Raw genomic sequence first — 26,159 nt, forward strand, 5'->3', positions numbered from 1 at the left:
TTGAAGAATTTAATCAACAAAAAATTAGTTATAAAAATGTAGCTTAACTAATACTCCTATTTTTGTTTGCATATCCATTGAGCAATTTATATGAATTGGATTTGCAAACCCGATCGCGCGGATTTGCAATCCGTGCATTAAATACAATAAGTTCATTGAAATAAAAGTGTAGTATGTCAACAAAATACAAAGCAACCGATAGTAGCAGTGTATATTTTATAACCATAACAACAGTAGAATTGTATAGATAAAGTCACGGATTGCAAATCCGCGACATCGGTGTATCAGATGAGTTGGTAGACAATTTTAACACAATTTATCACTAACAATATATGACAAAATCAACTTTTACCATTGATTATCAAACAAAAATCTGTTCCAATTATTCTGATAAATTAATAAAATATGGTAAAACGAGGAATGGAAACCAACGTTATAAATGTAAAAATTGTCAAAAAACAAGAGTTGAAATTTATAGTTACAATGCTTATCTCACAACAATAAATTACAATATTGTTCAGCTGACAAAAGAAGGTTTGGGTATAAGAAGTACAGCTCGTTATTTAAAAATCTCAACAACCATGGTGTACAAAAAGTATTCATATTTTAACGAAATATTAGTAATATCCGATAAAAGAATCAGTCTTATTTATTACAATTTAATATTATTGGTTAAATAATTCTTGATTTGTTTTGCTCTTTAATGATATAAATAATTTGTTTTTGAATCCAAACAGGTGCATATTTCAATTGCTTTTGAATAACCTTTTCGTCTTTAATATTTGTATGAAGAAAATAAATTAAAATAAAAATTTAAAATCAAGTCCCTTATTAGGTTTAGTTATTTTTTCAAATTTTTCAATCTCTTTTTTCAATTGAGAAGAGTATTCTTGTCTCATAAAATTTCTGAAAATAGATATGTCATTTTTTTCTCTAGTTTCAATTAAAGCCTCGATATAATCTACTTTAGATTCTGAATTAACGATTGCTAGAGGAAGGTTGTAATATTGTTGAATGTAATTCATTAATAATCTCGAGCTTCTTCCATTTCCATCATAAAAAGGATGAATTGACACCATATTAAAATGAGCGTCAAAAGATAAATTTAATTGATCTTCTATGGTTTGAATTGTATTCATTTTATTTTGAATATTAATGACTAAATCATTCATCAACCTTTCGACTTTATCATAATTACGAAAATAAGTATTTCCAGCCATTACATTTCCTTTTCTAAATTCTCCTTTACTAGCATCAACAGTTCCAAGAATGGTTTCGTAGACTGATCCAGTATTTTTTAAAACAAATGCTCCAATATTTTTAATTAATTCTATAGAAATAGGTGTCTTATTATTAGCTTGTTCAAGTATGTGAACTAAAGCTTTATAATGATCTGTTACCATTAAAGAATGTTCTAAAGACTTTCCTTTAGGAGTTAAACCATCATTAATTAAAACTGAAGCTTCAATTTCAGTTAAAGTTGATCCCTCCAATACTGTTGAATGATAAACAACAGAAATTAGATTAAACTTATCATGATCGATTGTTCTATCTATTCCAAGTTCTTTATATTTTTTTATTAAGGATTCCATTTTTAATTGAGCTTATCTTGACTTTTTATAAAAAATTAAAAGGATTGTGGAATATGTATTCTAAAAACAATTCCTCATTCTAGATAGAGGATGAAGCGCTAAGCAAAGATATAATAGAATTGTGCAATGTCAAAAGAATTTTTATCAGAACTTAAGATAAATACCTTGAGTTAAACGTTTTCCTTTTTTTTCTAGTTCTAAGTACAATAATACTTTACGAACATTATCAGAAGAACTATAATCAATAAAGTCATCCAAAAAAATATTTCGCCAAAAGGAGATTTTGAAATTTTTGTTTCTATTTGATTTTTAGATGTTTCTGTCATATTTATACTGTAATAATTGTAACAAATTTTGTTGATTTTTGTGACATTATATATAATTATAGTAATTCTATATCTTGTAACTTTCGCCCAAATTCATCTTTCACGTTTTTTTGACCTACTTCTTTAAAAATGCACTGTCTTTTTAAAGTTTATAAGTTTACAAATATAGCTTGGGTTAGCTTTTTCAAATCCATCTAACATCCCCATTATTTAGCTCTGTTTTCAAATTAAGATTTGTTAAGTGCAATATATTGCACTATTTATATGCTTTTAGACTAAAAACGAGCAACACTCTTTAGAAAGTGCAATTTATTGCACTTTTCTTGTTTTATATCTAATTTCTTTCTAAATTTACATTAAAAGTGCATTATATGACACTATTATTAATCGAACAGATAAAAGAACGTCGTAAAGTTTTAGATATTACACAAGAATCATTAGCAGATATTTCGGGTGTAGGTTTACGAACATTAAAACAATTTGAAAGTGGAAAAGGTAATCCCACCTTAGAAACATTACAAAAATTATGTGATGCCTTAGGATTAGAAATTAAATTAGAGGTTAAAACAATTGAATCATGAGAATTGCTCAAATTTTATATAAAGGAGAAAGGGCAGGAGTTCTAACGCAATTGGATAATGGTCGCTTTCATTTTATCTATAATGAAAATTGGTTATCAGATGATTCTAAACCATCAGTCAGTTTAACATTGCCTAAAAATCAAATTGAATTCGAATCAGAATCATTATTTCCTTTTTTCTATCATCTATTACCTGAAGGTGTAAATAAACGAATGATTTGTAAAACATATAAGATTGATGAAGATGATGCTTTTGGAATATTATTACAAGCATCGAAAGTAGATACAGTAGGTGCAGTAACAATAGAAAGAATGTAAAATGAAAATAGAATTAAATAATTGCCCAGGTTCTTTAAAAGAAAATTTTAATACCTACAGTTCTACTGTAGTAAAGAAGATGTTTAATGGAAAAAAAGTCGATCCAATTTTAAATTATACTTCGCCAACTGATCGTAAGGATAAAAGTAGTTTTAACCAAAATCAAACACATATTTCTATTTCAGGATTTCAAGAGAAATATTCTTTAATTCTTGATGGTAATGAATTACGATTAACGAATGAAATTGAAAGTGGTCTATATATTCTGAAACCGATATCTGATTTACCTAAAAATAGTGAATTTGCACCAGCAAATGAACATTTAACGATGCAAATCGCTAAACAAATTTTTAAAATTGAAACAGCAGAAAATGTATTAGTTTTTTTTGAAGATGGAAGTCCAGCTTATCTTACGAAGCGTTTTGATTACAATGAAAATGGTGAAAAATTAGCAGTAGAGGATTTCGCTTCTTTATTAGGGAAATCACCTGCGACAGATGGAGAACAATATAAATATGAGGGGAATTATTTGGAGTTATTTGATGCTTTAAAAAAATATGTACCTGCTTGGAAAATAGAAGCGCCTAAGCTATATACATTAATCGTATTCAATTATCTGTTTTCCAATGGAGATGCTCATTTAAAGAATTTTTCATTAATCGAAACTCAACAAGGCGATTTTAAATTAAGTCCAGCTTATGATTTATTAAATACTAAAATTCATATTGACGATTCAGATTTTGCATTAAAAGAGGGATTATTACCTAAATCAATTTCAAAAGGAAAAATAATAGACCAATTATTTTTGTTAGGTGAGAATGCAAAAATGACAGAAAAATCAATCATAAAAGTCATTCAAAATCTATCTTCTAAGGAAGATCAAGTGGTAGATTTAATTGGTAAATCGTATTTATCAGAAAAATTAAAACGTAATTATTTGCAAAGTTATCAGCGTCGATTGAAGAAACTGAGAATAGTTATAGATTGAAAAAATGAACAAGGAGATTTCCTTAGCACATTTTTTATAATTTATCCTATAAGCAAAATGGAATAGGTTATTCCTTCTTTTCAACGTAATTTTATAAGCGAAATAATAGAATCAAAAATGAAAAAAATAGATATTATAACTTTAGATCATTTAGATCAAATTGATCAAGCATCTTTTAATCAACCAAAAATTATTTATAAACACAGTACAACTTGTGGATTATGTGATATTATTTGGGATATTGTAAAAGAAAGCGATTTTGAACTGAATTATTTAGATTTATTAACGTATAGAACACTCTCTAATGAGATTGAACGACGATACAATGTTCAGCACGAATCACCGCAAATCCTAATTATAAAAGATGGAAAATGTGTGTACAATGCATCACATCGTAAAATAAAAAATGAAGAAATTCAGAAACAATTAGATTTATTCGATTAAAGAATCTTCGGTTTGATTTCCTAACAGGAAAACTAAATTACGTTCGTGTTCATCAATAAAATCTTCACCTGTATAAAAAGTTTCATCTACGACAACATATATCTTTAACCCCTTATTTAACTTTGAGTCTTTAAACACTAAATGACTTACAAAATATGTACTCAAATTATCATCGAAATTTTTGGTACGACTATCAAATCTAAATTGGGCATGATTTCGTGGTCCCGAATATTTAGTTTCAACTTCTACTTGATTTTCTTCTTTCAGAACATTGATATAATTTCTTAAAAACGAAAAAGCTTCTTCGCGAGCAACAATCGGATCATCATTATAAAATGAATTAATTGTTACTTCTTTTGTTTCTTGATCGAATAGTGTTTCGACTTCATAATGAACTTTTAATTTCATAATCTTCTATTTTAAAATTATGAAGCAAACCTATGACTACACAACTATCAGATTACGATAGTCTAAAAAATAATTATAAAAATATCTAAAAGACTTGTTTTGGCGGGATGGTTTATGACCTTTGTAATATAAATTAAAAACAAGAAAATATGCCTATAATTACAATTGAATTGTCTGATGAACAATTAAAAAAAGTGAAAGAAACCCTGAGTTATAATGGTAATTTAGATTTGAAAGAAGAAACTTTTAATGGAAGTTCAATTGAGTTGGATTTACTTCCATTTATACACATGATGACAGTAAAAGGGTATAAAGAAGAATATATTGGTGCTGTGTTCGTGGAGATTCCGAAGGAGTAGATTTTTAAAAATCAATAAATCTTATGAGGTTTCTATTTTTATGAGATTTGTTAGATGTTTATTGGTACTTTATTAGTAATTTACAGCAATTTTTTAGAAAATGACACAACAACATATCAAACAACTCGAAATAGAATTATGGGAAGCAGCAGACGAATTGCGTGCGAATTCGAAACTGACTGCTGGTGAATACAAAGACCCTCTGTTGGGATTGATTTTATTGCGATTTGCGGAGAATAAATTCATAGAAGCCAGAGCACAATTAGCAGAAACCCTTCCGATTAATCCACGCACCAAACAACGAAGAGAAGCCACCAAAGACGATTATGCGGCGATGGGTGCGATGTATTTGCCCGAGAAAGCGCAATATTCGTATTTAGCGGCTTTGCCCGAATCGGAAGATTTAGCCGAAGCAGTGAACGATGCGATGAAATTGATCGAGGCAGAATACGAAGATTTAGCAGGTATTCTTCCGAAAAACTTCCACGATTTAACGCCCGAAGATGATACGGATAGCAATCTACTGGCAAATCTAATTCGTATTTTCAATAGTGATTCGGTGCGCAATGCCAAAGGCGATGTATTTGGGCGTGTGTACGAATATTTCCTAATGAAACTCTCGATGATGGGTGCAGGTGCACAAGAAGGAGGCGAATTCTTTACGCCACCGTCTTTGGTACAGTTGATTGTCAATTTCATTCAACCGAATCATGGTATTATCCATGATCCTGCTTGTGGGTCGGGAGGTATGTTTGTGCAAACGGCACATTTTATCAAAGATCATCTCAATAAAAAAGTAAACGAAGCCATTACGGTGTACGGTACCGAGTACAAATCGAATACCACGAAATTGGCGAAGATGAACTTAGCGATACACGGCATTGAAGGGAAAATTGCTAACAACAATTCCTTTTATTCGGATCCACATGAGTTGTATGAAAAGTGTGATTTCGTAATGGCAAATCCACCGTTTAACGTGGACAAAGTAGATGCGAAAAACAAGTTTCTGGCAGAAGATAAACGTTTGCCTTTTGGTGCGCCTTTAACAGGAAAAGGAAGCATTGGTAACGGAAATTACTTATGGATTCAGTACTTTATGAGTTACCTGAATGATACCGGACGTGCAGGATTTGTAATGGCGTCTTCGGCGACGGATGCCGGAAATGCCGAAAAACGTATTCGTGAAGAATTGGTGAAAACCGGCAATGTAGATTGTATCGTTTCTATCGGGAACAACTTTTTTTATACGCGTTCGTTGCCTTGCCACGTTTGGTTTTTTGATAAGGGGAAACGTCCTGAAAATAAAAAGAACATCTTAATGATCGATGCACGTAATGTGTACCGAAAAGTAACGACGACGATTAACGATTTCTCGGAAGAGCAATTAGAAGGTCTTACTGCAATTATGGCGCTTTACAGAGGCGAAAAGCCGGAAGTAGCTGCCGATAATGCTTGGTTTAACGAGCATTTCCCGGATGGAACCTATCGTGATATCGAAGGATTGTGCAAAATTGTGACGCTAGACGAAGTGGTGGAACAAGATTACAGCCTTACGCCAGGACGTTATGTAGGGGTGAATATAGACATTGATATGGATTTTGATTACCAAAGCCGTATGCAAGCGCTCCACAGCGAATTAGCCACTTTGAACGAAGAAGCCAACCAATTGATGAACCAAATTCAAGCGGTGAAATTATGAGAAAGGGTTGGAAAGAGGTTACAATAGGCGATCTTGGACAGGTTGTAACAGGTAATACACCTCCAAGAAAAAATCCTGAGTATTATGGAAAACATACTTTATTTGTAAAACCAACAGATGTTTCTGAAGGTGAGAAATATACATATCATCCAGATGAATGCTATTCAGAATTAGGATTTAAAAAATACATTAAAAGCCTTATTCCTAAAGGATCAACTTGTGTTGTAACTATTGGTAGTATTGGTAAGAAGATGACTAAGGCGCATTGTGATTTATTTATTAATCAAGCAATGAATGCTGTAATACCTAATGATAATTTCGATGAAGAATTTGTCTATTATGTTTTGAAGTTCAACTTATCTCAATTAAAGACTTTTGATTCTGGAACTGCGTCTGGTAGAGAAAATGTTTCAAAATCGTCTTTCTCTAATATAAAAATTAAAGTTCCGATAGATAAAAACGTTCAACAAAGGATTGGTGAAATTTTATCGGTTTATGATGATTTGATTGAGAACAACCTCAAGCGCATCAAAATTTTGGAAGAAATGGCACAGCAAACCTACGAAGAGTGGTTTGTGCGTATGCGTTTTCCTGGGCAACAATCCGCAACCATCAATCCCGAAACGGGCTTGCCGGAGGGTTGGGAGAAGGTGAAGTTGGGGGATATTGCAAAAATAACTTTTGGTTATCCTTTTAAAGCAAATGACTTTAATTCTGAATCTAAAGGTACACCAATTATTAGAATTAGAAATATTCCAAAATCAGAAACATCTGATTATACTACTGAAATAGTTGATGATAAGTACATTGTGAATAATGGTGATATACTTATTGGAATGGATGGAGAGTTTTATTTGAATTTTTGGACAGGAAATAAGGGGTATCTGGTGCAACGAGTTTGTCGATTAGTTGCTGTTGATTACTCAAATCAAGGGTATTTGTTAGAGGCTTTAAGGGCTCCAATTAATTATTACCAAAATTCAATAGATGGGGCAACCGTAGCTCATTTAGGAAAAAAGCATCTTGATGAGATAGAAATTGTTTTACCTAACATTGATTTGTCATTTTTTCAAAATTTAATGAATCAGAAAATTAATTTATCTAACCAAAACCAACGTTTACGCGAGGCACGAGATATTTTGTTGCCACGCTTGATGATGGGGATGATTGAGGTGTAGAAAATAAACTAAAACTAAACTACTATAAAAAAATGTTTACAGAATTAGAAAAATACAAAACAAACGGGCATTTTTTCTTCGAGAAAAATGACAACCTTAGAAATAAAAGTAAAGATGTTCCTAATCTACCAGGAGTTTACTATATCCTAAAATTAGCTAAAGGTAAAGTGGAATTGGTTTACATAGGAAAATCTGGTTCTATGTTACAAAATGGTCAATTCAAAGATCAATTATTGAATAAGAGATTAAATAATAAACAGGATGGTATTCGAAGAGAATACTATTTCTTGAATAAAATAGAGGAAGAAAACATTGAAGCTTTGGATATTTATTGGTTTGTTACCGTGGATGATGAACATAATGATTTACCAGGTTATGTTGAGGGATTGTTATTACAACGATACTTTGAAGTCTACGGCTGTTTACCACCATGGAATAAATCTTTTTAAACCAAAACCAACGTTTACGCGAGGCACGGGATATTTTGTTGCCACGCTTGATGATGGGGATGATAGAGGTGTGATGAATGACTAACTAAAACTAAACTACTATAAAAAAACTTTAAATTATGAAAATTGAAAAGAATGATAACTTCATAAATTGGTTAATAGCTAATAATATTACATCTAACGAAAGTGCTATAAGCTATGATTCTTACGTGCGTAATGCTTTATTGTGCCTTGAATTGAATATGTCACAAGTTCAAGATGTAAATGCAGTTGAAGAGGTAATTGATGTGTTATCAAGAAAAGATACTGCTCAAAAATATGAGAAATCTATAAAAACAATACAAAATTATTTATCAGGTTTACGTGCTTATGGAGAGTTTGTAAATGACACTTCTACTTATGTAGAGGGTACAGCTGTCAATCTTCCACTGATAGTAGATACAAGTTTAGATCAAGTGTATGTACAAGAAGATTTGTTTAAAAATTTCGTGTTTCGATTGATTACTCAAGATCGTTTTTACAATGATATATATTTCCCTATTAGTTTAATTAAACAGCTATTCTATAAAAATGATAAAAGAAAAGCTTTTGATCATATATTAGAAAAAATGATTAATTCTATCAAGATGTACGATTCAAAACAAAACGAAATCTTATTTAAAGATATTTTAGAATTAAAAATTAGTAACAATAAAGTTGTTGTTAACCAGACGAATAAAGAGATCGAAATATATACGCCAACTGAAAATGGCAATTCCAAACCTTTTACAATCGATAAATTAAGCGATATATCAATAGATCATGTTATTTCTCAACATGGTATAATGCTAGAATTAAAAGATAAATTACCGACTTTTAGTAGATTAACTGAAATTTTAAAAAAATCTTCAACTGAAGTTATAAATAGACCAACACTTGCCTTATATAAAAAGGAAAATGGTTTAGAAAATATTCTTCTTGAAATAAATATTAATGATTTAGAAAACGAATTAAATTCAATCATTGGTAAAACAGAATTAAGATTAATGGATAGAAAATTAAATACAAGTAAAGGGAAAAAATAAGCTAACACCAACCAATAAGAAGACTATAAATTATGAATAACATAATAAAACTTAAATCAATAAGTGAATTATTAGGTGAACGTTTTTTTGTTCCGGCTTATCAAAGAGGATATCGTTGGGATAGCTCTCAAATAAATGACTTATTAAATGATATTTACTCTTTTGCTATCAAAAAGAATAAAGCTGATAAGGAGTTTTATTGTTTGCAACCGATTATTGTAAAGTATAACGAAACAAACTATAATTATGAGGTTATTGACGGACAACAACGATTAACAAGTATAAAAATTTTACTTACTTATTTCAGTAATAGATTTTTAGTAGGTCGTTCATTCGAACAACGGTACGGAAAATCAATATTTGAAATTAAATATGAAACTAGACCAGAATTAAGTGAAATTTTCAATAATACTATTGAAAATTTCTCAAAAGTTAATATTGATTATTATCATATCACAAAAGCTTACCAATACATTGATGAGTGGTTTAAAATAAAGGTTAGTAAAGATGGTTTGATGGAAGATGATTTGTTTGATTCAATTAATAGAACTCTAATATATAACTCTACCAATCAGAAAGAAGAAGGTATTGTACAAGTAATTTGGTATGAGTTAAAGGATGAAAAAGTAAATCCAATAGATACTTTTATTCGCATCAATCTAGGAAAAATTCCATTAAATAGTGCAGAGTTGGTTAAGGCATTGTTTTTACAAAGTAATTTATTTGGAAATGATGAGTTGGCTAAAATAAAACAAAGAGAAATAGCGCATCAATGGGATAGTATTGAACGTCAATTACAAAAAGAGGAGTTTTGGACTTTTATTAGTAATAAAGATTTTGATGCGAGGATAGAGCTATTATTGGAAGTTTTGTACATGAAAGCTATTGATGAAGATGATAATCTTCGAGAATTATTAAAAAAGGAAAAAAATCCTGTATTTAGGTATTATAACCTACAAGTTGAAGCAATGAAAGAATTTAGTACCATTGCTAAATTATGGGACGATATATATAAACTGTATAATACCTTATTAGATTGGTATAGTAACCCAACATGGTATCATTATATAGGTTATCTAATTTACACAGGAAATAGTTTGTATGATATTTACAAACTATCTAAGAAAGAAGAAATACGTAAAAAAGATGATTTTACTAAGGAATTGGTTGATCATATAAGTCTTGAATTTAATTCAATACAATATTTAAACTTTGAAGGTGATATTGCTGAATTTGAACAGAATTATAAGGATAATAATTTAGTTAAACCTATAAAATTAGATTATAAAGACGGTAAAGTTTTTAATTTTTTACTGTTATTTAATATTGAAACAATTGTTCAGCAATGTATAAAGAATAATCTTATTTATAAGTTTCCATTTTTTCAGTTTAGTAATATGAAAGATGCGAACAATTTGAATACAACTTGGGATATTGAACATATTAGTTCATATAATGATAATCCTTTAAATAAAGTAAATGATCAAATAGTGTGGCTTAAAAATGCCTTAGAGGATGTTTTAGATATAGAAAAGGAAGATTACTACGAAGATATTACGAGTTTTATTAAAAAAGAAGGTAAAAATATCTTATTTGAAGATTTGAAAGAAAAAGTTGTTTCAAAGGCGGGAGATGATAACATTCCTGATGAATTTAAAAACGATATTGGCAATTTGACATTATTAGATGCAAACACCAACAGAGGTTATGGAAATGCATTATTTGTTACCAAAAGAAAGAAAATAATTAAAAAGGAAAAATCTGGGCTTTTTGTTCCTATAATTACCCGAAATGTATTCTTAAAATATTACGACGAAAATAGAATTAATAAATCAGTTTGGTCTATTGATGATATTATTAGTTATCGAGTTGAAATGCAAAAAACGCTTAATTCATTTTTACCTAAATTTTAAATCATGAAAAACTATACTTTACAAGACTTGCTTTTTGGGGAAGTGGAGTTCGAATATAACGGAGAAATAAAAAATTATAGTTTTGATGGTATCTCTATACCATTAATTCAACGTGATTATGCTCAAGGTAGAAAAAATGAAGAAATCATTAGGAACAGATTTATTACATCACTTTTTAATGCATTATCAAAGAATGAAATATTAGAGCTTGATTTTATTTATGGTTCCATATCAAAGTTAAATAATCTCAATTATTTTCAACCACTTGATGGTCAACAACGATTGACAACTCTTTATTTATTGAATTGGTACATTGCAAACACAGAGTTACATGGCAACGCTAGAGAAGATGTATTGAATAATCTTAAACGATTTTCTTATGAAACACGCACTAGCTCTACTTTATTCTGTCAAAAAATATGCACTATACATTTTACGGGGAACCCAAAGGATTATATAGTAAATTCATATTGGTTTCATGAAGAGTTTAAAAGTGATCCTACTGTGATTGCTATGCTGGAGATGTTAGGGAAAATTCACGACACGTATACGAAGCTAATTAAAACTGACGAAAAATATTTCAATAGATTATCTAATTTAAAATTTTATGTATTGCCGTTAGATGGATTTAATCTTTCTGATGAATTATATATTAAGATGAATGACAGAGGAAAACAGCTATCTCATTTTGAAAATTTTAAGGCAGATTTTATCAATTGGATGAAATCAGAAAAAAACAGGGAATATAATAAATTTAATGAATCTGTCAATTTTAAGCAAAAAAGCATGCCTTATTATCTTAAAATTGCTTCAAAATTGGATAATGCATGGTCTGATTATTTTTGGGAGAAGTCTATTGAAAACTCTAGTAGTTCAGAAATAGATTCATCTCAATTAGATACATACTTCCTGAAATTTATAAACAACTTTCTTCTAAGTGAATTTATAATAAAGAATGAATCAAAAGTAGAAGATACCGTTAGTTTTAACTTCTTGTATTCATCTCAAAGTAATATATATAATGACTGGAATAATTATGATAAATTATTTGATTTTGATATCGTTCTTCGATTAGAAATATTTTTAGATAAGCTTATTGAATTTAAAGATATATTAAAAAGAAATCTTGCTCCTTCTTGGAAATCAGATTTTAATTGGTTTGTAGACGATTTAGAAATAAGTCAAATAAATAGAATACTGTTTCATTCAATATATAAATATTTATTAAATAGCGATTTTAGTGAGCGTCGATTTAAAGAATGGATTAGAGTAGTTTGGAATATTATAGTTGACCCCGACATTAGAAGTATACTAGTGATGTTAAATGTAATTAGGGTTATAGATAGTATGAGTAGTTATTCTACTAATATTTTAGACAACTTAGTAGATAATTCTTTAGATGATGTTATTAATAATTTAAAAGATAATTTTTTACAAAATCAATTAATCGAAGAAAAAAATAAGGCAATTTTTATTCTAGGCCATGAAAATGAGCAAGAAGAAAGGTATAATGAAATTGTTAAAACTGAAAAACATGAATTGTTTCAAGGAAATATTAATTTCATACTAAAAGAAGTGCGAAACATTGAAGATTTGAAGCACAATAGGACGATTGCTAATAGTTTATTCAGTAAAGAAGGAGGTTTGAATGCGGTTGAAAATCAAAATCATGTATTGTTTAGATATGTCATCTCTCAATTTGAAACGCTTGATCAAATCACTGCCATTTATTATAGGGACGATTACGATTACTGGCAGTTATTATTAAGAAGAAAGGAATATATTGTTATTCAGAATATTATTTCAAGTCTTTTTAGTTACAAAGACATAAATGAAGTTAATCAACATCTTGTTTTTTCAATAAATAAAAAGTCAAGTATTGAAGATTATTCTCATTTGCATAACAGTTTATACTATGATAATGAATTTCATAAATGGTTCCAAAAGAGTGGTTTAGATGTTTTATGGTACTATTCTAATCATCTCTATATTAATAGATATCGATCTTCAAACGATAGAGTGTTGATCGATAATTTAAGAAATGAATTAATTAATAAGGTTGTAACGGAGCTAGATTTTGAATGTAATGCAAACTGTGGAGAAACCACTTTTTACAAAGGAAAAATGATTGATTGTGAAAAGAGACAAGATAATGGTGTGCATATTACCATAAAATTCTATGAGAATGATTTTATTGATGTTGGTATATGGAGTGGTCATAATTTACAATTAAAGGATTCAAATAAAGAAGAAGATTACTGGATAGAATGTCAAGAGTTTGAATATGAATCTTTAGACAATAACGAAGATTTGAATAGTGTTTATCAAAAAATAGTAGAAAATATTAAGATATTAAACCTAAAAACCAATTAACATGTCCTACGAATACTCAGAAGATCAATTGATAGAACAAGCTACAGAAGATGTACTGAAAGAGCTGGGTTGGCAAGTGGTAACGGCTTGGCAAAATGAATCCTTTGGTGAGGAAGGTTTGTTGGGGCGTGATAATAAAACAGAAGTAATTTTAGAGCGTCATTTATTGGCTGCTTTAAAGCGATATAATCCCGATTTACCCGATTTGGCTTACAAACGTGCGATTGAGAAGATCGGGCAGAGGATAGCTGGCCAAACTATTGCACAACATAACAAAGCGAAATATCAGCTCTTGAAAAATGGAGTTGAAGTTTCATTCATGAATTCTGAAGGCAAAGCACAGAAGAAAACCTTACGAGTTTTTGATTTCAACGACTATGAAAATAATGATTTCATAGCCGTTCGTCAGTTGGAAGTTACGGGCGAATTACACAACCGTAGACCAGATGTTGTTGGTTTTGTAAATGGAATTCCCTTAGTTTTTATAGAACTCAAATCACATGCGGTGGATTTGCGTTCGGCTTATGATGATAATTTCAAGGATTATAAAGACACCATTCCACATTTGTTTCACCACAATGCTTTTGTGATCCTTTCTAATGGAACTGACGCTAAAGTAGGAACGGTAACGAGTCCATACAAATACTTTTTGGACTGGAAACGTATTACAGAGGAAGCTGAAGGTGTGGTGAGCTTGGATACCATGCTGAGAGGAGTTTGTTCTAAACAGCACTTGATGGATATTTTCGAGAACTTCTTACTTTTTGATGAAAGCAGTGGTAATGTCGTCAAACTAATGGCGAAGAATCACCAGTTTATTGGAGTGAATCGTGTATTGGATAATGTCGAAAACATCGAAGATTTAGAAGGTAAATTAGGGGTTTATTGGCATACACAAGGTTCAGGGAAAACCTATTCTATGGTTTTCTTGTGTGAGAAAATACATCGAAAATTTGGTGGATCCTATACTTTTTTAATAGTTGTTGATCGTACCGAGCTTGAGAACCAAGCATATGATACATTCTCTGGAGTAGGCATTGTCAATAATAAGAATATAATAGCAGGAAAGAAGAGTGGTATTTCAGGACGTGAACATTTACGTGAATTGTTGAGCGAGAATCATCGTTATGTTTTCTCTTTGATTCATAAATTCTCGATAGATCCGGAAAAGGAAACCGAATATCCATTGATCACCGATCGTAAAAATATTATTGTAATTTCGGATGAAGCCCACCGTACTCAAGGTGGTAAATATGCTCGAAATATGCGTTTTTATGGTTTACCAAATGCGTCATATCTTGGATTTACTGGAACGCCAATTATTAAAGATGAAGAAGAGGTAACCAAGAATATATTTGGAGAATATGTGTCCGTTTATGATTTCAAACGCGCAATAGAAGATGAAGCGACGCTTCCATTAAAATATCTGAATAAAGGAGAACGCTTGAATATCGAAAATCCTGCTTTGGATGAGCAAATGGCTGAAATTCTAGAGAATGAAGATTTAGATGAAGATCAACAAAAGAAATTAGCTTATCTGTTCAAAAAAGAATATCCTATTCTTACCTCAGAATCACGTCTTCGTGCCATTGCCAAAGATTTAGTGTGGCATTTTAATGAACGTGGTTATCAAGGTAAAGCTATGTTTGTAGCTTTAGACAAACCTACTGCTGTGCGAATGTATGATTACGTAATGGAGTATTGGCCTGATTATCTATTGGAGTTGAAATCTCGAATAGATAAAGCAGAAGATATTCAAGAAGAACAAGAACTTCAACGTAAATACAAACAAGTAAGTGAAACTGAAGTTTGCGTGGTCGTAAGCTCGGAGCAAAATGAGGTAGATAAATTCAAGAAAATGAATTTGGATATCGAAAGTCACCGTCGCAAAATGGTAGAACGAAATTTAGAAAAGGAATTTAAAGATGAAGAGAATCCTTTCCGTTTAGCTATTGTTTGCGCCATGTGGATTACGGGATTTGATGCACCTTGTGTCTCTACGGTTTATTTAGACAAACCAATTAAAGGACATACTTTGATGCAAACCATCGCTCGTGCCAATCGTGTATATGATGATGAGAAGGAAAATGGTTTGATCGTCGATTATGGTAATGTTTACCAGCAATTAGAGAAGGCTTATGCTATCTATGGAGAAGGTGATAAGGGGAATAAATCTGGTGATAAAGAAGAAAAGCCTTTTGAACAATTAGAAGCTATGGGTAATGAGATCAAACAAGCAATTGATGAAGTTGTTAGTATGCTTTTAGAACTCAATTTTGATATTCAAACATTAATAGAAGCAAATTCGATGTCAAAAATAGCAGCCATTAATAATGGGGCAAATGCAATTTGTCGTAATGACGAGACAAGAGCTAAGTTTGAAATTTCAGCTCGTAATGTGTTTAGAAAGTACAAAGCTTTATTCCCTGAAAAACAGGCAAAGCAATTTGTGAAAGAATACAATGCGATTGATGCTTTATATAATAAACTGAATCAGAAAGTAAAATCAGCCGATGTCACAGAGGTCATTATGCGCTTGCAAGAAGTAGTGAATGAAAGTGTATCAATAGATGCAGTGTCTGAACCTGCTGATGTATATATTGATTTGTCGAAATTCAATATTGAAGCGCTTAAAAAAGCTTTTGAAAAACTACCACGTAAAAATGAGTTGGTTTACGATTTGAATAAAGCAGTGGAGCAAAAATTAGAACAAATGCTTCGTGAGAATCCATTGCGTTTAGAGTTTTACGAACGTTACAAAGAAATTGTTGAGGAATATAATAATGGTAAAACTGAAATTGAAGTTAAACGTAGTTTTGATCAATTAATGGAATTTTATCAGGACCTTTCAGCTGAGGATAAACGTGCATTTCAAGAAAATTTAGATCAGCCGACATTATCTATTTTTGATCTTTTGATAAAAGGAAAAAAGCTTACAGATGAAGAGAAGGAAACGGTTAAGAAAGTAGCAAAAGAAACACTAGAAATACTTCAAAAAGAAAAGCTTGATATCCCAAATTGGAAAGAAAGTCGTGAAATAAGATCAAGTGTAAAAACAACTATCTATGATAAACTTTTGTGGCTACCTGAAGAAAAGTATACAGATGAAGATGTAAGTTTGCGAAGCTTAGAGGTGTATCAGCATGTGTATTCATACTCTAATTTTTAAAACTTAAATTTATGTGTCAAGTTTATTCTGATGTCACGTTTTGTACCTGTTCTGATTTTAAAATCGATCAAGTTCAATCATTAAAAAAATACTGGGTTTTGTATCGTTTCAATGAAGCGTTAAACGTTGTAATTGTTGGCGAAATAATGTTAGATGATATGTTGAAAAAGTATAATCCAAACAATTTGGTTGACCTTGTGCTCAAAAAACTAAACGATAACACACTGTTTGATAAATCAATTGATTTTGAAGACAAAGATCGGTTACACGTTTCGCTTGAATTGAATCAAGTAAACTTAAACTATGGTTTTGAATTTGAAGACAATAGTTGGTCAGAAATTGAGTATGATTATTTTACTTGGGCAAGTTGTTATGAAGAAAAAAATGGAGGAGAGGTAAAGGTTTACTAATTCCTATAAATTATAAAACATGAGCCGATTAGCACGCTTAATCGGCTCATGTTTTTTTAATAGAGTTTTTTTCCTTTTAGAAAAACCTTATTTGCTGTAGAAATTCTTTTTTATTTATCAATCATTATTTTTTACTTTTGAAACTTAGCTTTAATCAATTGCATAAATGAAATACTCATTGACAATACTATTTTTCATTATTTTAAACTTCTCTTTCGCGCAAAATATAGAAAAATCAAAAATATATATTATTGGAACTGTACATAGCTCATCAACTATTTTGACGCCAGAAACACTTCTTAAAATATTAGATGAAATAAAACCTGAAATATTATTACAAGAAAGTGATAGTCATAACATGGCTATTTATTTTGATGATTTGGATCCAAATTCTAATGAAAGAAATGCATCGCTTAATTACATAAAAAAAAATCCTAAGACAGTAAACTTGTCTTTTGAATTTGAAGGTAGAAATTCCTACAGGAAAAATAATGGAATGACACCTACTGATGATCTAACAATTAATCTAATCGATAGTTTATATCATAAAAACTTATTAAGCGATGTAAATTCTGAAATTTATAAGAAATACAACGAAGCAAATAAGGTTTTAATTAAATATTTTAAATCTGATATAAAGACTTTAAATAGTATCGAATTTGAAGTTTTTAATAAATATAGACAACATCTACAGCATCATGAATTACCAAAAATAACTAACTCAGAAAAAATAATTTCAGAACGGTTTGTAACTAAACCAAATGGAGAAAAAATATCTTATAGAGAAGGATTTCAATTATGGTGTAAATTCTGGGACTTGAGAAATAATACTATGGCATCTAATATTATTAAAACAGTTTATGAAAATAAAGGTAAATCAATAGTAGTATTGACTGGTGCACAGCATAAATATTATTTAAAAGAATTATTAGAAAAATATTATGATGGAAATTATCAGTTAATTGAATATTTTGATAAAAAGTAAAGCAACAGATATATTCATTTTATATATAATTCTCAAATTAAAATAGTTGAAATTACGAATAAAACTAATCTAAGATCAAGTCATCTCATTTCCTCTTATTCCTCACCAAATCAGTTACAACTCCCAAAATAATGACCACATCTTCATCTTGTAATTGAATGCAATTTTTGTATTTCGGATTAAGAGAAATCAGTTGTTTGTTGATGGCATCATAACGTTTGAACGTGTATTCGGAATTGTTGACTGATACCACAATATCATCATGATGTCTGGGTTCGATATCCGAACGAATGATAAGTAAATCACCTTTTAGGTATTCAGGATACATACTTTCGCCACCAACACGATTAAGATAAGTTGCTTCGGGATGATTCAGTAAAATTTCATCCAAACTAATATTATTTTGTACAAAATCAGCAGCAGGAGAGGGGAAACCTGCCGAAACATCACCAAAAAATTGAACAAATCGTTTTTCGCCATCTGTTTTGATAGGGATATTGATTAACTCTTCTGAGAATTTCGGAACTTGAATAAAATGTACCATTTAATAAACATTTAAAATATCTGTAAATCTTGTTGTGTAGCAAGGTGACAAACGTTCTTGCTTCATTTTCCATTTTCTACGCACATCTTGCGAAGCTAATTTTAGCATATGATCGCCATAATTTGCATTTAATTGATCCATCACACTCATCAACGCTTTATGTTTTGGAGAATCTTCGTGAAATAAATTCATTTGTGCTTGATTATCGGGCGTAATAGCCGAAACAATAACGCCTGCTTTTTTATAATCAGGAACTTTTCCTTCTGCAGGCACCAATTTATCCAATAAAAATAAAGCAGATTTGGACAAAATAATGCTCGAATTCGAATCAAAATCTAAGGTTGTACTTAAAGAATTTGAAACAAATGATTGTTTTTCATCAAAACGATTGGTCATCACAAAAACAGTAATAATGTTGCATTTTGATTGTTCTTTTCTAAGCTTTTCGGCACAAGAAACAGCAAATGTAGAAACACGCTCTTTCAGATTTTCATAATCATTGATTGTTTTCTCAAAACTACGAGTAGTCGCAATTGATTTTTTGCGTTGAACTTCATCTAATTTTAAGACGCTTTCGCCTAATAATTCCTTTTTCAAACGCAATTCTACGATGGAGAAATTTCGTTTGATGTATTCATCTTCAAGCAAAGTGAAATCATAGGCATTTTTACAACCAACAAAAGCTAAACGTTTAGCTAAACGTCGCCCAATTCCCCAAATATCCTCACATTTTAACCATTTTAAGGCTTTGTCCATTTTCTCTTTCGAATCAATCATATAAACACCATTATGATGTTTCGGAAATTTCTTTGCTATTCGATTCGCCACTTTAGCTAAAGCCTTAGTTGGAGCGATACCAATACAAACAGGGATTTTGGTAATGGTATATATTTTTTGTTTAATTTCTTGGGCGTACTTTACCAAATCATAGTTATCAAAGCCTTTGAAAAGAAGAAAAGATTCATCAATTGAATAAATTTCTATATCAGGGCAATAGGATTTCAGAATAGTCATCACACGATTACTCATATCTGCATATAAGGCATAGTTTGAAGAGAAAACATTAATTTTATTTAATCTGAAGTTTTGTTCGTACTCAAATGCTGGTGCACCCATCGGAATCCCTAAATCTTTTGCTTCATTAGAACGTGCAATTACACAACCATCGTTGTTAGAAAGTACTACAACAGGCTTTCCATTCAGCGTTGGATTAAAAACTCGTTCGCACGAGGCATAAAAATTATTGCAGTCAACTAAAGCATACATCATGTTACAAAGTTGAGCAAATAAAACGCTACAAGGTGTCGCGGAAAAGTGTTAAATATTATTCAAATAAACTCACTTGTCCATCTTCCCGTTGATAGCTGAAATCTGTAAATGGTACAATAGGTTTACAATTAAGCCAATTCATTAAATTTTCACCATCATTTAGGACTACTGGCATACGATGTTTAGTATTGTGGATATAATCCATAATGCCGACAGCTTCAGTCGTAACAATCGTAAACGTATCATCTGAATACAATCCTGCTAAACACATCAAATTGTTGTTGATTCCGATATCATATTTGATTTTATCTTTGCCTTCGTGTCGCCATTCATAAAAACCATCAACCAATATCACACAACGATTGGTGTAAGCATCTCGAAAAGATGGTTTTTCATCAATAGTTTCAATTCGTGCGTTTAGTGTATTATTCGAATTAAAATCATTTCCAGCCCAATGAGGAACTAAACCCCATTCCAACAAATGAATAAAATCTTGTTGATTGGTAATCACAGGTAATTTCGGATGATCAAAACCTTTGAAATGAGGATTTGGCGTAAATGTTACCTCGGGTTTGAATTTTAATCTCGATTTCTTTTCAATCTGTTCTTTTGTTTTGGTAACTTTTACATGAAAACACATAGCATCTACTTTGGAATAAAGGTAATCATTTTCTATCTTTACATCATTAAAATAGTAATTACGTACGCGTAAGCTATCGTTTATTGGTACAAGAAAACTCGGAATCTTCTTTTACAACCAAATACTCGATAGGCTTACGCCTGTGCCATATATTGGCGTGGGCTGAGTCTTTCTGGTTGTAAGGTATCCGAGTACCTCTTGTACGGATTGTATTTAGTTTCACGCCATCTTTATTTATGGAATATTTACAAAAATTATCTGAACAAGGTAAAAGTCCTTTACAAGTTATTCATCTTATTTTCAATCGTATTTTGTTTGAAGAAAAAGATCAATCTTTAGAAAAACTAAATTATATTAAACTCAATCCTGATTTTGTAAACGAAGTAAAACTGTATCAAAAAACCAATGATATTGGAGTTAATAACCAATATCTACTTTATAAAATCAATGAATTTTTATTAATTGATAACACTTCAATCAAAACAGCAATTATATATTTGATTGTAAAATCTCCTAAATTAATGACGATTACAGAATATTTATTAATTCGTAATTCTCTAAATTTCGATTCGTTGGTTCCTTATACATTTAAAGACTTTGAAAATTTCTTAAATTACAATAAACAAGATTATAGAATTAATATGTTTTTCTACTTTTATTTTCAAGATATTTATGATGTTCTCATAGAAAATGATCATATTTATAAAGAAGAATATGATAAAAAATTAGAATACTTTTTGAATAAATCAGTTGAGTATTCTAATTTTCTTTAACACGATTTTAAAAATTATTTAGTTTTAATTTTAACTGATCCATTAATCGATTGTATTCAACTAAATCAATTTCTACAACATTTTTTTCTCCGTTAAATTTGCTCTTTTTTATTTTATCTAACTCAAATATTTTAGATTTTATATCTTCAAAATTAATATTATTTTGAGGAGCTTCTTTTTGAGGAACAACACTTAAATTTTCTGGAATTTCTATAACTTTATGTGTATTAGAATTAGTTTGATTAATCATCTCAATCATCGTTTTATTGGTGTTAATGTATTGAGTTTTTATTTCAAAAAGTGTAGGATTTAATCGTTTATTTATAAACTCACAATGAATTTTTGATATTGTTCTTTTGAGTTCAAAAATTTGTCTGTGCAAAGAAATATTTGCATCTCTTGGAGAAGTTTCGTTGTCAATAAAAAACTTAAAAATATCTTGAAAAAGATCATCATAAGTTGGATAATCATATAACCTTTTCATCTTAATAGCATGGTCTCTTATTGATTCATCTAATTTAAAAGTAACTAACTTATTTTTCATTTTACTACTTTGTTAACATTGTTAATACTATTGATATTTAATGTGTTATATTGTAAAGTAGTATTTTAAAGCATTTGCAAATACTACTTTTGTTTTATAATAAACTGAAAATTAAGGAAATATATGATTCAAATCGGTTCTCCCCGATTACTTCTTGCTATTTCCTAATTTTACTAAAAATTCTAATTTTTGGCTATTTTTCAAAAATTATGAATTCATTTAAATCTTTATAATTTTTATAAAAAGATGAATTATCTTTTACTTTAGTTTTTAATTCAGTTTCTAAAAAAAATGTAGCAGATTTTCCTGAGTCATCATGATCTAAATAGGATTCAATTTTTTCATATTGATTAATCAATTCTAAATTTTTTCTGAGTAAAGCAATTGAGTTTAAAATCAAAAAGTCATTTTTAAATTCTTCAGTAGGAAATAAAAAAAGGTAACTAATAAAATCACTCCAACTTTCAAAAAGTTTTAATTGATTTTGATTATTTTTTATCAAAGTAATATCTTTTATAACCAAACACATTTTGACATATTTATTTCGAATTTCATATCCATTTTCATTGTTCGGAAATGCAATTGCGTAATATGTTTTCTGATTTAGTTTATAATGAATTTCTTTACAATATCGATTAACAATTTCCAAAGGCAATTTTCTTTCTTCTAAATATTGAACTAAAGGAAACGATGAAATTTCTTTCAATTTTAAAATTTTATATTCGTTTTTTATTTGATTTTTTTTGAATTGAAAATCATTTTGCTTTTGAAAAGAAAAAGAGTTCTCGTTAAAATATTTTAAAACTCCTTTTACATCTGTTTTCAAATAATATATAAAAAAATCAATATTTTTTCCTCCTAATCCGTTTCCATGATCAAACCAAATATCATATTTATAAATCTTCGAAATGTGAAATGATGGAGTAGATTCGTTTGGTCTAAATGGTGAAATTACCCATATTGACTTTTCTGTTTTTTTAATTGATTTTAACAAATATGTTTTTGTCAATATTTGTTCTAAATCAAGACTATTTATTTCATTAATATTCATAAAAAAAAGTTTAAAGTTGAATTTTAACCTACCTAACCTATTCAAGTCAATTTTAATCATGGTTACAGAGCTGTTTTTCAACCTGCTCAAACCTCTCCTTCTTATTCACTTTTTTCTTAAATGAATAGGTTGGAATAGGTTAATTTAATAAAGTTGCTCAAAATGAACCCTTATTAATAGAGGGTTTGAATAAGATGAATAGGTTGAATAGGTTGTTTTTAGATTTTTAAAAAATTTTGATAATAATCTGTGAACTTTATTTGATACATTTTCGTACGTTCAACACCGACTCGTTTTGATTTAAAACCAATATTGTTTAAAACTTTCCCTAATGAAACAGGATTCTTATGTAAATAAACTTTTCTTAGTCCAAAACAAAGGTCAGTAGCTGTTATAAAATCATTTTCATTCTCACTTTCTTCAATAAATGATAGTAATTCTTCTTCCTCTTTAGAAAATGCCCTAAATCGCTTGTTTTTCTCTTCGTTGTAGTTTAATTCTTCTGAAGTAAGATATGGATTGAAATCGTAGTCTTTATAAGCTAAATGATAGGCTTGGCTCCAAACTTTATTAATATCAATTTTACTATAAGAAAAATCAAATGATTGAATTTCAAAAACCAACCAACGAACATTCGAATTATCTTTCAATATATGCGCTCTATTAGTTGAACCTAAGAAACTTGCTCTTCTAACGATTCGCTCAGATTTTTTAGCATACGGAAGTCGTTCATTAATCATTTCTTTTGAAATGAGTGATTTTACAAAATCTAAATCATTAGAAAGAAAATTTTGCATTTCGTCAAGGTTGATTATTAGGTTTGTAGCAACTTTAATGATAGAATCTTTATCATTACTAATGTTCTCAGTGATATAATCTTGAAGTGTAGGAGGACAGAGATATCTGATGAAACTTGTCTTACCAATATTCTGTTTTGGGCTATAGAAGATTATTGCATTTTTATTTACTATTTTCTTTTCACAAGCACATAAAATTGTTCTGACCAAAAATTTCTTGAATTGAAGTTTAAAAAAATTAACATCATTGTTTAATTCAATTTTTGAACATAAAGCATCTATATAATCTTTACCATCCCAATTTGGTAAATTATGAAAATAAAATTCAATAGGATTATAATGATCAATACTAGCTTTCAGATAAATTAATAGTTTATCGTAAGATACTTTAATTCCATTTTTCTCAATTTCAATAAATAACCTATCTACATTCAATTCATCCCAATTTTGAGAATTGATTGAAGTATATTCATAGGTTAAACTTATATTATTGAATCTTATAAGATATTTTGAATTAAGGAAATACTCTAGCTTATCGAATACAGAATTCGACATAACATTTTCATTCATAATGTTTCTGATTTTAAATGAAATGCCTTATATTTGCTTCACAGAATTTGAAACAACATAGCATTTGCTTTGTTAATGATATTAGAAGTGATTATTGGGGAATAATCACTTTTCTATTTTCTACTATTTGCATACTTTGAGGCTTCATTTTGCAATTGAAGTTTACTTTTCGACTTATTAGATAGTAGCCATTCATCTATTTCTTCTTTATCAAAAAATAAATGCTTTCCATTAGGTTTGGAATAGGGAATAATATTTCCTTGTACCATCTTGTAAATTGTCGATTTAGAATAGCCTGTATAATTTGCTAATTCGTCTGGGTTTAATACCTTCTTTTTATCAAGTAATAATGTTTCTATACTTAATAATTTTTCTAAAATTAAATTGTCCATTGGTATAATGTTTTTATGATTATACCTGTAAAACTACACTAACCGAAAAGTGGAAAAAGTGGAAAAAATGGTTTACCATTAAAATTTATTAAAGAGTTCAATAATTTCATCACTTAATTTTGAAATCGTATTCTTATGATTTCCAAACTGTTTATAATCATATATATTATTAACATTAGAGTTTATGAAATAAATTAAGAAATCATCATTAATTTTATTGAAGGATACATTTTTTTGGATTTTTAAATTGTTGTAGAATTCTCTTAATGTAGGTACATCTGCTTTTAGTCTAATAGGCTTTTTTAAAAATAAATCTTTGAAGTCTTTTAATTCTAGATTATTTTCTGCTAAAAGGTCATTGTCAACGAAGAAATTGTAAATTTTTTTCAATTGTTCGTCAGTAAAAATAACTTTACATTTTTCTTTTAAGTTATTTGAAGTTTTACTATTCCGATTTGTTTTAACGTTATTTTCAGTATTTAAAATATTATAATGTTTTTCTAGTTGTATGTTTGTCTGAGTTGCTTTTAATATTTTTGAATTACCAATTTCATCAATATTAATTTGATTATGTTCTATTGGGAATTTAATATTAATCCACCATGAAACTATTAGAAATGAGATATTAACTATCAAAAATAATATTATATCTAATTTATTCAACCCAGTATTCTTTATAAGTAATATTATAAATACAGAATTTGTAATTAAAAAAAGTAGAAAATGAAATAGTTTAATTCTTTCATTTTTTTGAGTAAAATGAAATTTACCTTCTTCTATAAAATTTCTTATTTTTTTATCAAAGATAAATTTATAATAAATAATAAAAGTTGTAATAATTATAACAGCAATTACTGACAATAGAATAATTTTTATCATAATTCTAAATTTAAAGTTGGTAATAAGTTAGAAGCTTCTTTTAATCTTTTGTCAACGATTTTAGCGTAAATCTGTGTTGTTCGGATATCTTTATGTCCTAAGACTTTCATAACAGTATATAAATCTGCTCCAGCTTCTAATAATAGAGTAGCAGCTGTATGTCTAGCGCAGTGAAAAGTAATATGTTTAGTAATTCCTGCTTTCATACACCATCGTAATATTTCAGTATTAGTGTCTGTACCATAGTTTAAATTTACAAAGACTCTTGGATTAGCATAGTTATGTTCTCCTAAAAGTTCACGAGCTTGTTTACTGATATACATATATTCTAAATCATCGGTTTTTTGTTGCGTAAAAAAGATTCGATGATTGGATATGCAAACAAAAATAGGAGTATTAGTTAAGCTACATTTTTATAACTAATTTTTTGTTGATTAAATTCTTC

27 protein-coding genes and 1 pseudogene are annotated in these 26,159 nt (G+C 29.3%); 16 read left to right on the forward strand and 12 right to left on the reverse strand.

All coding sequences use genetic code 11. The annotated features are described in order from the left end of the window. Positions 1 to 332 precede the first annotated feature (332 nt). Positions 333 to 596: pseudogene (locus tag HXZ74_RS17245) on the forward strand (IS1/IS1595 family N-terminal zinc-binding domain-containing protein); the annotation flags it as partial. Between the two features lie 204 nt (positions 597 to 800). Here HXZ74_RS17245 and HXZ74_RS16165 read toward each other — a convergent pair. Both HXZ74_RS16165 and HXZ74_RS17200 read right to left on the reverse strand, forming a co-directional pair. Further along, a complete protein-coding gene (locus HXZ74_RS16165; protein ID WP_286476317.1) occupies positions 801 to 1,592 on the reverse strand; it encodes a Fic family protein in 792 nt (263 codons plus the stop codon). A 144-nt stretch (positions 1,593 to 1,736) separates the two neighbouring features. Beyond that, positions 1,737 to 1,850: a DUF6088 family protein gene (locus HXZ74_RS17200; RefSeq protein ID WP_225539242.1), complete on the reverse strand. Its 114-nt coding sequence runs from the start codon at positions 1,848 to 1,850 to the stop codon at positions 1,737 to 1,739. A gap of 439 nt (positions 1,851 to 2,289) precedes the next feature. Here HXZ74_RS17200 and HXZ74_RS16170 point away from each other — a divergent pair, with 439 nt between their 5' ends. The 4 genes from HXZ74_RS16170 to ytxJ all read left to right on the forward strand — a co-directional run bounded on the left by HXZ74_RS16170 (position 2,290) and on the right by ytxJ (position 4,248). Beyond that, entirely contained in the window at positions 2,290 to 2,499 is a 210-nt protein-coding gene (locus HXZ74_RS16170) for a helix-turn-helix transcriptional regulator (RefSeq protein WP_286476319.1), read from the forward strand. Beyond that, on the forward strand, positions 2,496 to 2,816 hold the full coding sequence (locus HXZ74_RS16175) for a HipA N-terminal domain-containing protein (protein ID WP_219035451.1): 321 nt from the start codon (positions 2,496 to 2,498) through the stop codon (positions 2,814 to 2,816). The genes HXZ74_RS16170 and HXZ74_RS16175 overlap by 4 nt, the downstream gene beginning before the upstream one ends. Before the next feature lies 1 nt (position 2,817). Continuing rightward, positions 2,818 to 3,804, forward strand: coding sequence for a type II toxin-antitoxin system HipA family toxin (locus HXZ74_RS16180; RefSeq protein ID WP_286476321.1), 987 nt, complete (start codon positions 2,818 to 2,820; stop codon positions 3,802 to 3,804). A 117-nt stretch (positions 3,805 to 3,921) separates the two neighbouring features. Next, positions 3,922 to 4,248, forward strand: coding sequence for a bacillithiol system redox-active protein YtxJ (gene ytxJ, locus HXZ74_RS16185; protein ID WP_286476323.1), 327 nt, complete (start codon positions 3,922 to 3,924; stop codon positions 4,246 to 4,248). Here ytxJ and HXZ74_RS16190 read toward each other — a convergent pair. Next, on the reverse strand, positions 4,237 to 4,656 hold the full coding sequence (locus tag HXZ74_RS16190) for a hypothetical protein (RefSeq protein WP_225541533.1): 420 nt from the start codon (positions 4,654 to 4,656) through the stop codon (positions 4,237 to 4,239). The genes ytxJ and HXZ74_RS16190 overlap by 12 nt on opposite strands. 149 nt (positions 4,657 to 4,805) lie before the next feature. Here HXZ74_RS16190 and HXZ74_RS16195 point away from each other — a divergent pair, with 149 nt between their 5' ends. The 10 genes from HXZ74_RS16195 to HXZ74_RS16240 all read left to right on the forward strand — a co-directional run bounded on the left by HXZ74_RS16195 (position 4,806) and on the right by HXZ74_RS16240 (position 18,255). Next, positions 4,806 to 5,015 (forward strand): hypothetical protein, encoded by a 210-nt coding sequence (locus tag HXZ74_RS16195; RefSeq protein WP_225541534.1) that lies wholly within the window; start codon positions 4,806 to 4,808, stop codon positions 5,013 to 5,015. Between the two features lie 100 nt (positions 5,016 to 5,115). Next, positions 5,116 to 6,714 (forward strand): type I restriction-modification system subunit M, encoded by a 1,599-nt coding sequence (locus tag HXZ74_RS16200; protein ID WP_286476325.1) that lies wholly within the window; start codon positions 5,116 to 5,118, stop codon positions 6,712 to 6,714. Continuing rightward, a complete protein-coding gene (locus HXZ74_RS16205) occupies positions 6,711 to 7,892 on the forward strand; it encodes a restriction endonuclease subunit S (RefSeq protein WP_286476327.1) in 1,182 nt (393 codons plus the stop codon). The genes HXZ74_RS16200 and HXZ74_RS16205 overlap by 4 nt, the downstream gene beginning before the upstream one ends. A 32-nt stretch (positions 7,893 to 7,924) precedes the next feature. After that, positions 7,925 to 8,341 (forward strand): hypothetical protein, encoded by a 417-nt coding sequence (locus tag HXZ74_RS16210; protein ID WP_286476328.1) that lies wholly within the window; start codon positions 7,925 to 7,927, stop codon positions 8,339 to 8,341. A gap of 119 nt (positions 8,342 to 8,460) precedes the next feature. Then, the gene (locus tag HXZ74_RS16215) at positions 8,461 to 9,405 is read left to right on the forward strand and encodes a hypothetical protein (protein ID WP_286476330.1); all 945 of its coding nucleotides are present in this window, start codon (positions 8,461 to 8,463) and stop codon (positions 9,403 to 9,405) included. Between the two features lie 32 nt (positions 9,406 to 9,437). Beyond that, complete coding sequence (locus HXZ74_RS16220) at positions 9,438 to 11,318, forward strand: DUF262 domain-containing protein (protein WP_286476332.1); 1,881 nt, start codon at positions 9,438 to 9,440, stop codon at positions 11,316 to 11,318. A gap of 3 nt (positions 11,319 to 11,321) precedes the next feature. Next, complete coding sequence (locus HXZ74_RS16225; protein ID WP_286476334.1) at positions 11,322 to 13,691, forward strand: DUF262 domain-containing protein; 2,370 nt, start codon at positions 11,322 to 11,324, stop codon at positions 13,689 to 13,691. Between the two features lies 1 nt (position 13,692). After that, positions 13,693 to 16,860, forward strand: a complete 3,168-nt coding sequence (locus HXZ74_RS16230; protein WP_286476336.1) for a type I restriction endonuclease subunit R — start codon at positions 13,693 to 13,695, stop codon at positions 16,858 to 16,860. Between the two features lie 11 nt (positions 16,861 to 16,871). After that, positions 16,872 to 17,270, forward strand: coding sequence for a hypothetical protein (locus HXZ74_RS16235; RefSeq protein ID WP_221854658.1), 399 nt, complete (start codon positions 16,872 to 16,874; stop codon positions 17,268 to 17,270). Between the two features lie 166 nt (positions 17,271 to 17,436). Then, positions 17,437 to 18,255 (forward strand): DUF5694 domain-containing protein, encoded by an 819-nt coding sequence (locus HXZ74_RS16240; protein ID WP_286476338.1) that lies wholly within the window; start codon positions 17,437 to 17,439, stop codon positions 18,253 to 18,255. Between the two features lie 85 nt (positions 18,256 to 18,340). Here the strand turns inward: HXZ74_RS16240 and HXZ74_RS16245 are convergent, their stop codons facing one another. From HXZ74_RS16245 to HXZ74_RS16255, 3 genes are read right to left on the reverse strand one after another with little or no spacing between them, the layout of a single operon-like run. Next, positions 18,341 to 18,799: a LexA family protein gene (locus tag HXZ74_RS16245; RefSeq protein WP_286476340.1), complete on the reverse strand. Its 459-nt coding sequence runs from the start codon at positions 18,797 to 18,799 to the stop codon at positions 18,341 to 18,343. Continuing rightward, complete coding sequence (locus HXZ74_RS16250; protein WP_353619265.1) at positions 18,800 to 20,068, reverse strand: Y-family DNA polymerase; 1,269 nt, start codon at positions 20,066 to 20,068, stop codon at positions 18,800 to 18,802. Positions 20,069 to 20,123: 55 nt separating this feature from the next. Further along, the gene (locus HXZ74_RS16255) at positions 20,124 to 20,708 is read right to left on the reverse strand and encodes an SOS response-associated peptidase (protein WP_286476341.1); all 585 of its coding nucleotides are present in this window, start codon (positions 20,706 to 20,708) and stop codon (positions 20,124 to 20,126) included. Positions 20,709 to 20,944: 236 nt separating this feature from the next. Here HXZ74_RS16255 and HXZ74_RS16260 point away from each other — a divergent pair, with 236 nt between their 5' ends. After that, entirely contained in the window at positions 20,945 to 21,481 is a 537-nt protein-coding gene (locus tag HXZ74_RS16260; RefSeq protein ID WP_286476343.1) for a hypothetical protein, read from the forward strand. Positions 21,482 to 21,488: 7 nt separating this feature from the next. Here HXZ74_RS16260 and HXZ74_RS16265 read toward each other — a convergent pair whose 3' ends face one another. From HXZ74_RS16265 to HXZ74_RS16290, 6 genes are all read right to left on the reverse strand, one after another. Beyond that, entirely contained in the window at positions 21,489 to 22,025 is a 537-nt protein-coding gene (locus tag HXZ74_RS16265; RefSeq protein ID WP_286476344.1) for a hypothetical protein, read from the reverse strand. Positions 22,026 to 22,218: 193 nt separating this feature from the next. Further along, entirely contained in the window at positions 22,219 to 23,076 is an 858-nt protein-coding gene (locus HXZ74_RS16270) for a DUF8464 domain-containing protein (RefSeq protein WP_286476346.1), read from the reverse strand. A 218-nt stretch (positions 23,077 to 23,294) separates the two neighbouring features. Continuing rightward, positions 23,295 to 24,443, reverse strand: a complete 1,149-nt coding sequence (locus HXZ74_RS16275; protein WP_286476347.1) for a VapE domain-containing protein — start codon at positions 24,441 to 24,443, stop codon at positions 23,295 to 23,297. A 113-nt stretch (positions 24,444 to 24,556) separates the two neighbouring features. Further along, positions 24,557 to 24,835 (reverse strand): helix-turn-helix transcriptional regulator, encoded by a 279-nt coding sequence (locus HXZ74_RS16280; protein WP_284583556.1) that lies wholly within the window; start codon positions 24,833 to 24,835, stop codon positions 24,557 to 24,559. Between the two features lie 78 nt (positions 24,836 to 24,913). Beyond that, on the reverse strand, positions 24,914 to 25,714 hold the full coding sequence (locus HXZ74_RS16285; protein WP_286476350.1) for a hypothetical protein: 801 nt from the start codon (positions 25,712 to 25,714) through the stop codon (positions 24,914 to 24,916). Then, positions 25,711 to 26,037 (reverse strand): site-specific integrase, encoded by a 327-nt coding sequence (locus HXZ74_RS16290; RefSeq protein ID WP_353619264.1) that lies wholly within the window; start codon positions 26,035 to 26,037, stop codon positions 25,711 to 25,713. Before HXZ74_RS16290 ends, HXZ74_RS16285 begins: the two co-directional genes overlap by 4 nt. Between the last annotated feature and the right edge of the window lie 122 nt (positions 26,038 to 26,159).

Origin of the sequence: Empedobacter sp. R750 (assembly GCF_030324345.1) — a bacterium.
GTDB lineage: Bacteria > Bacteroidota > Bacteroidia > Flavobacteriales > Weeksellaceae > Empedobacter > Empedobacter falsenii_C.

Coding starts and splice junctions, on each gene's coding strand:
- HXZ74_RS16165 (WP_286476317.1), bottom strand. CDS start 1,592: ATGGAATCCTTAATAAAAAAATATAAAGAACTTGGAATAGATAGAACA.
- ytxJ (WP_286476323.1), top strand. CDS start 3,922: ATGAAAAAAATAGATATTATAACTTTAGATCATTTAGATCAAATTGAT.
- HXZ74_RS16200 (WP_286476325.1), top strand. CDS start 5,116: ATGACACAACAACATATCAAACAACTCGAAATAGAATTATGGGAAGCA.
- HXZ74_RS16255 (WP_286476341.1), bottom strand. CDS start 20,708: ATGTGTTTTCATGTAAAAGTTACCAAAACAAAAGAACAGATTGAAAAG.
- HXZ74_RS16215 (WP_286476330.1), top strand. CDS start 8,461: ATGAAAATTGAAAAGAATGATAACTTCATAAATTGGTTAATAGCTAAT.
- HXZ74_RS16205 (WP_286476327.1), top strand. CDS start 6,711: ATGAGAAAGGGTTGGAAAGAGGTTACAATAGGCGATCTTGGACAGGTT.
- HXZ74_RS16245 (WP_286476340.1), bottom strand. CDS start 18,799: ATGGTACATTTTATTCAAGTTCCGAAATTCTCAGAAGAGTTAATCAAT.
- HXZ74_RS16225 (WP_286476334.1), top strand. CDS start 11,322: ATGAAAAACTATACTTTACAAGACTTGCTTTTTGGGGAAGTGGAGTTC.
- HXZ74_RS16175 (WP_219035451.1), top strand. CDS start 2,496: ATGAGAATTGCTCAAATTTTATATAAAGGAGAAAGGGCAGGAGTTCTA.
- HXZ74_RS16230 (WP_286476336.1), top strand. CDS start 13,693: ATGTCCTACGAATACTCAGAAGATCAATTGATAGAACAAGCTACAGAA.
- HXZ74_RS16280 (WP_284583556.1), bottom strand. CDS start 24,835: ATGGACAATTTAATTTTAGAAAAATTATTAAGTATAGAAACATTATTA.
- HXZ74_RS16260 (WP_286476343.1), top strand. CDS start 20,945: ATGGAATATTTACAAAAATTATCTGAACAAGGTAAAAGTCCTTTACAA.
- HXZ74_RS16180 (WP_286476321.1), top strand. CDS start 2,818: ATGAAAATAGAATTAAATAATTGCCCAGGTTCTTTAAAAGAAAATTTT.
- HXZ74_RS16275 (WP_286476347.1), bottom strand. CDS start 24,443: ATGAATGAAAATGTTATGTCGAATTCTGTATTCGATAAGCTAGAGTAT.
- HXZ74_RS16250 (WP_353619265.1), bottom strand. CDS start 20,068: ATGATGTATGCTTTAGTTGACTGCAATAATTTTTATGCCTCGTGCGAA.
- HXZ74_RS16170 (WP_286476319.1), top strand. CDS start 2,290: ATGACACTATTATTAATCGAACAGATAAAAGAACGTCGTAAAGTTTTA.
- HXZ74_RS16220 (WP_286476332.1), top strand. CDS start 9,438: ATGAATAACATAATAAAACTTAAATCAATAAGTGAATTATTAGGTGAA.
- HXZ74_RS16190 (WP_225541533.1), bottom strand. CDS start 4,656: ATGAAATTAAAAGTTCATTATGAAGTCGAAACACTATTCGATCAAGAA.
- HXZ74_RS16210 (WP_286476328.1), top strand. CDS start 7,925: ATGTTTACAGAATTAGAAAAATACAAAACAAACGGGCATTTTTTCTTC.
- HXZ74_RS16265 (WP_286476344.1), bottom strand. CDS start 22,025: ATGAAAAATAAGTTAGTTACTTTTAAATTAGATGAATCAATAAGAGAC.
- HXZ74_RS16195 (WP_225541534.1), top strand. CDS start 4,806: ATGCCTATAATTACAATTGAATTGTCTGATGAACAATTAAAAAAAGTG.
- HXZ74_RS16235 (WP_221854658.1), top strand. CDS start 16,872: ATGTGTCAAGTTTATTCTGATGTCACGTTTTGTACCTGTTCTGATTTT.
- HXZ74_RS16285 (WP_286476350.1), bottom strand. CDS start 25,714: ATGATAAAAATTATTCTATTGTCAGTAATTGCTGTTATAATTATTACA.
- HXZ74_RS16240 (WP_286476338.1), top strand. CDS start 17,437: ATGAAATACTCATTGACAATACTATTTTTCATTATTTTAAACTTCTCT.
- HXZ74_RS16290 (WP_353619264.1), bottom strand. CDS start 26,037: ATGTATATCAGTAAACAAGCTCGTGAACTTTTAGGAGAACATAACTAT.
- HXZ74_RS16270 (WP_286476346.1), bottom strand. CDS start 23,076: ATGAATATTAATGAAATAAATAGTCTTGATTTAGAACAAATATTGACA.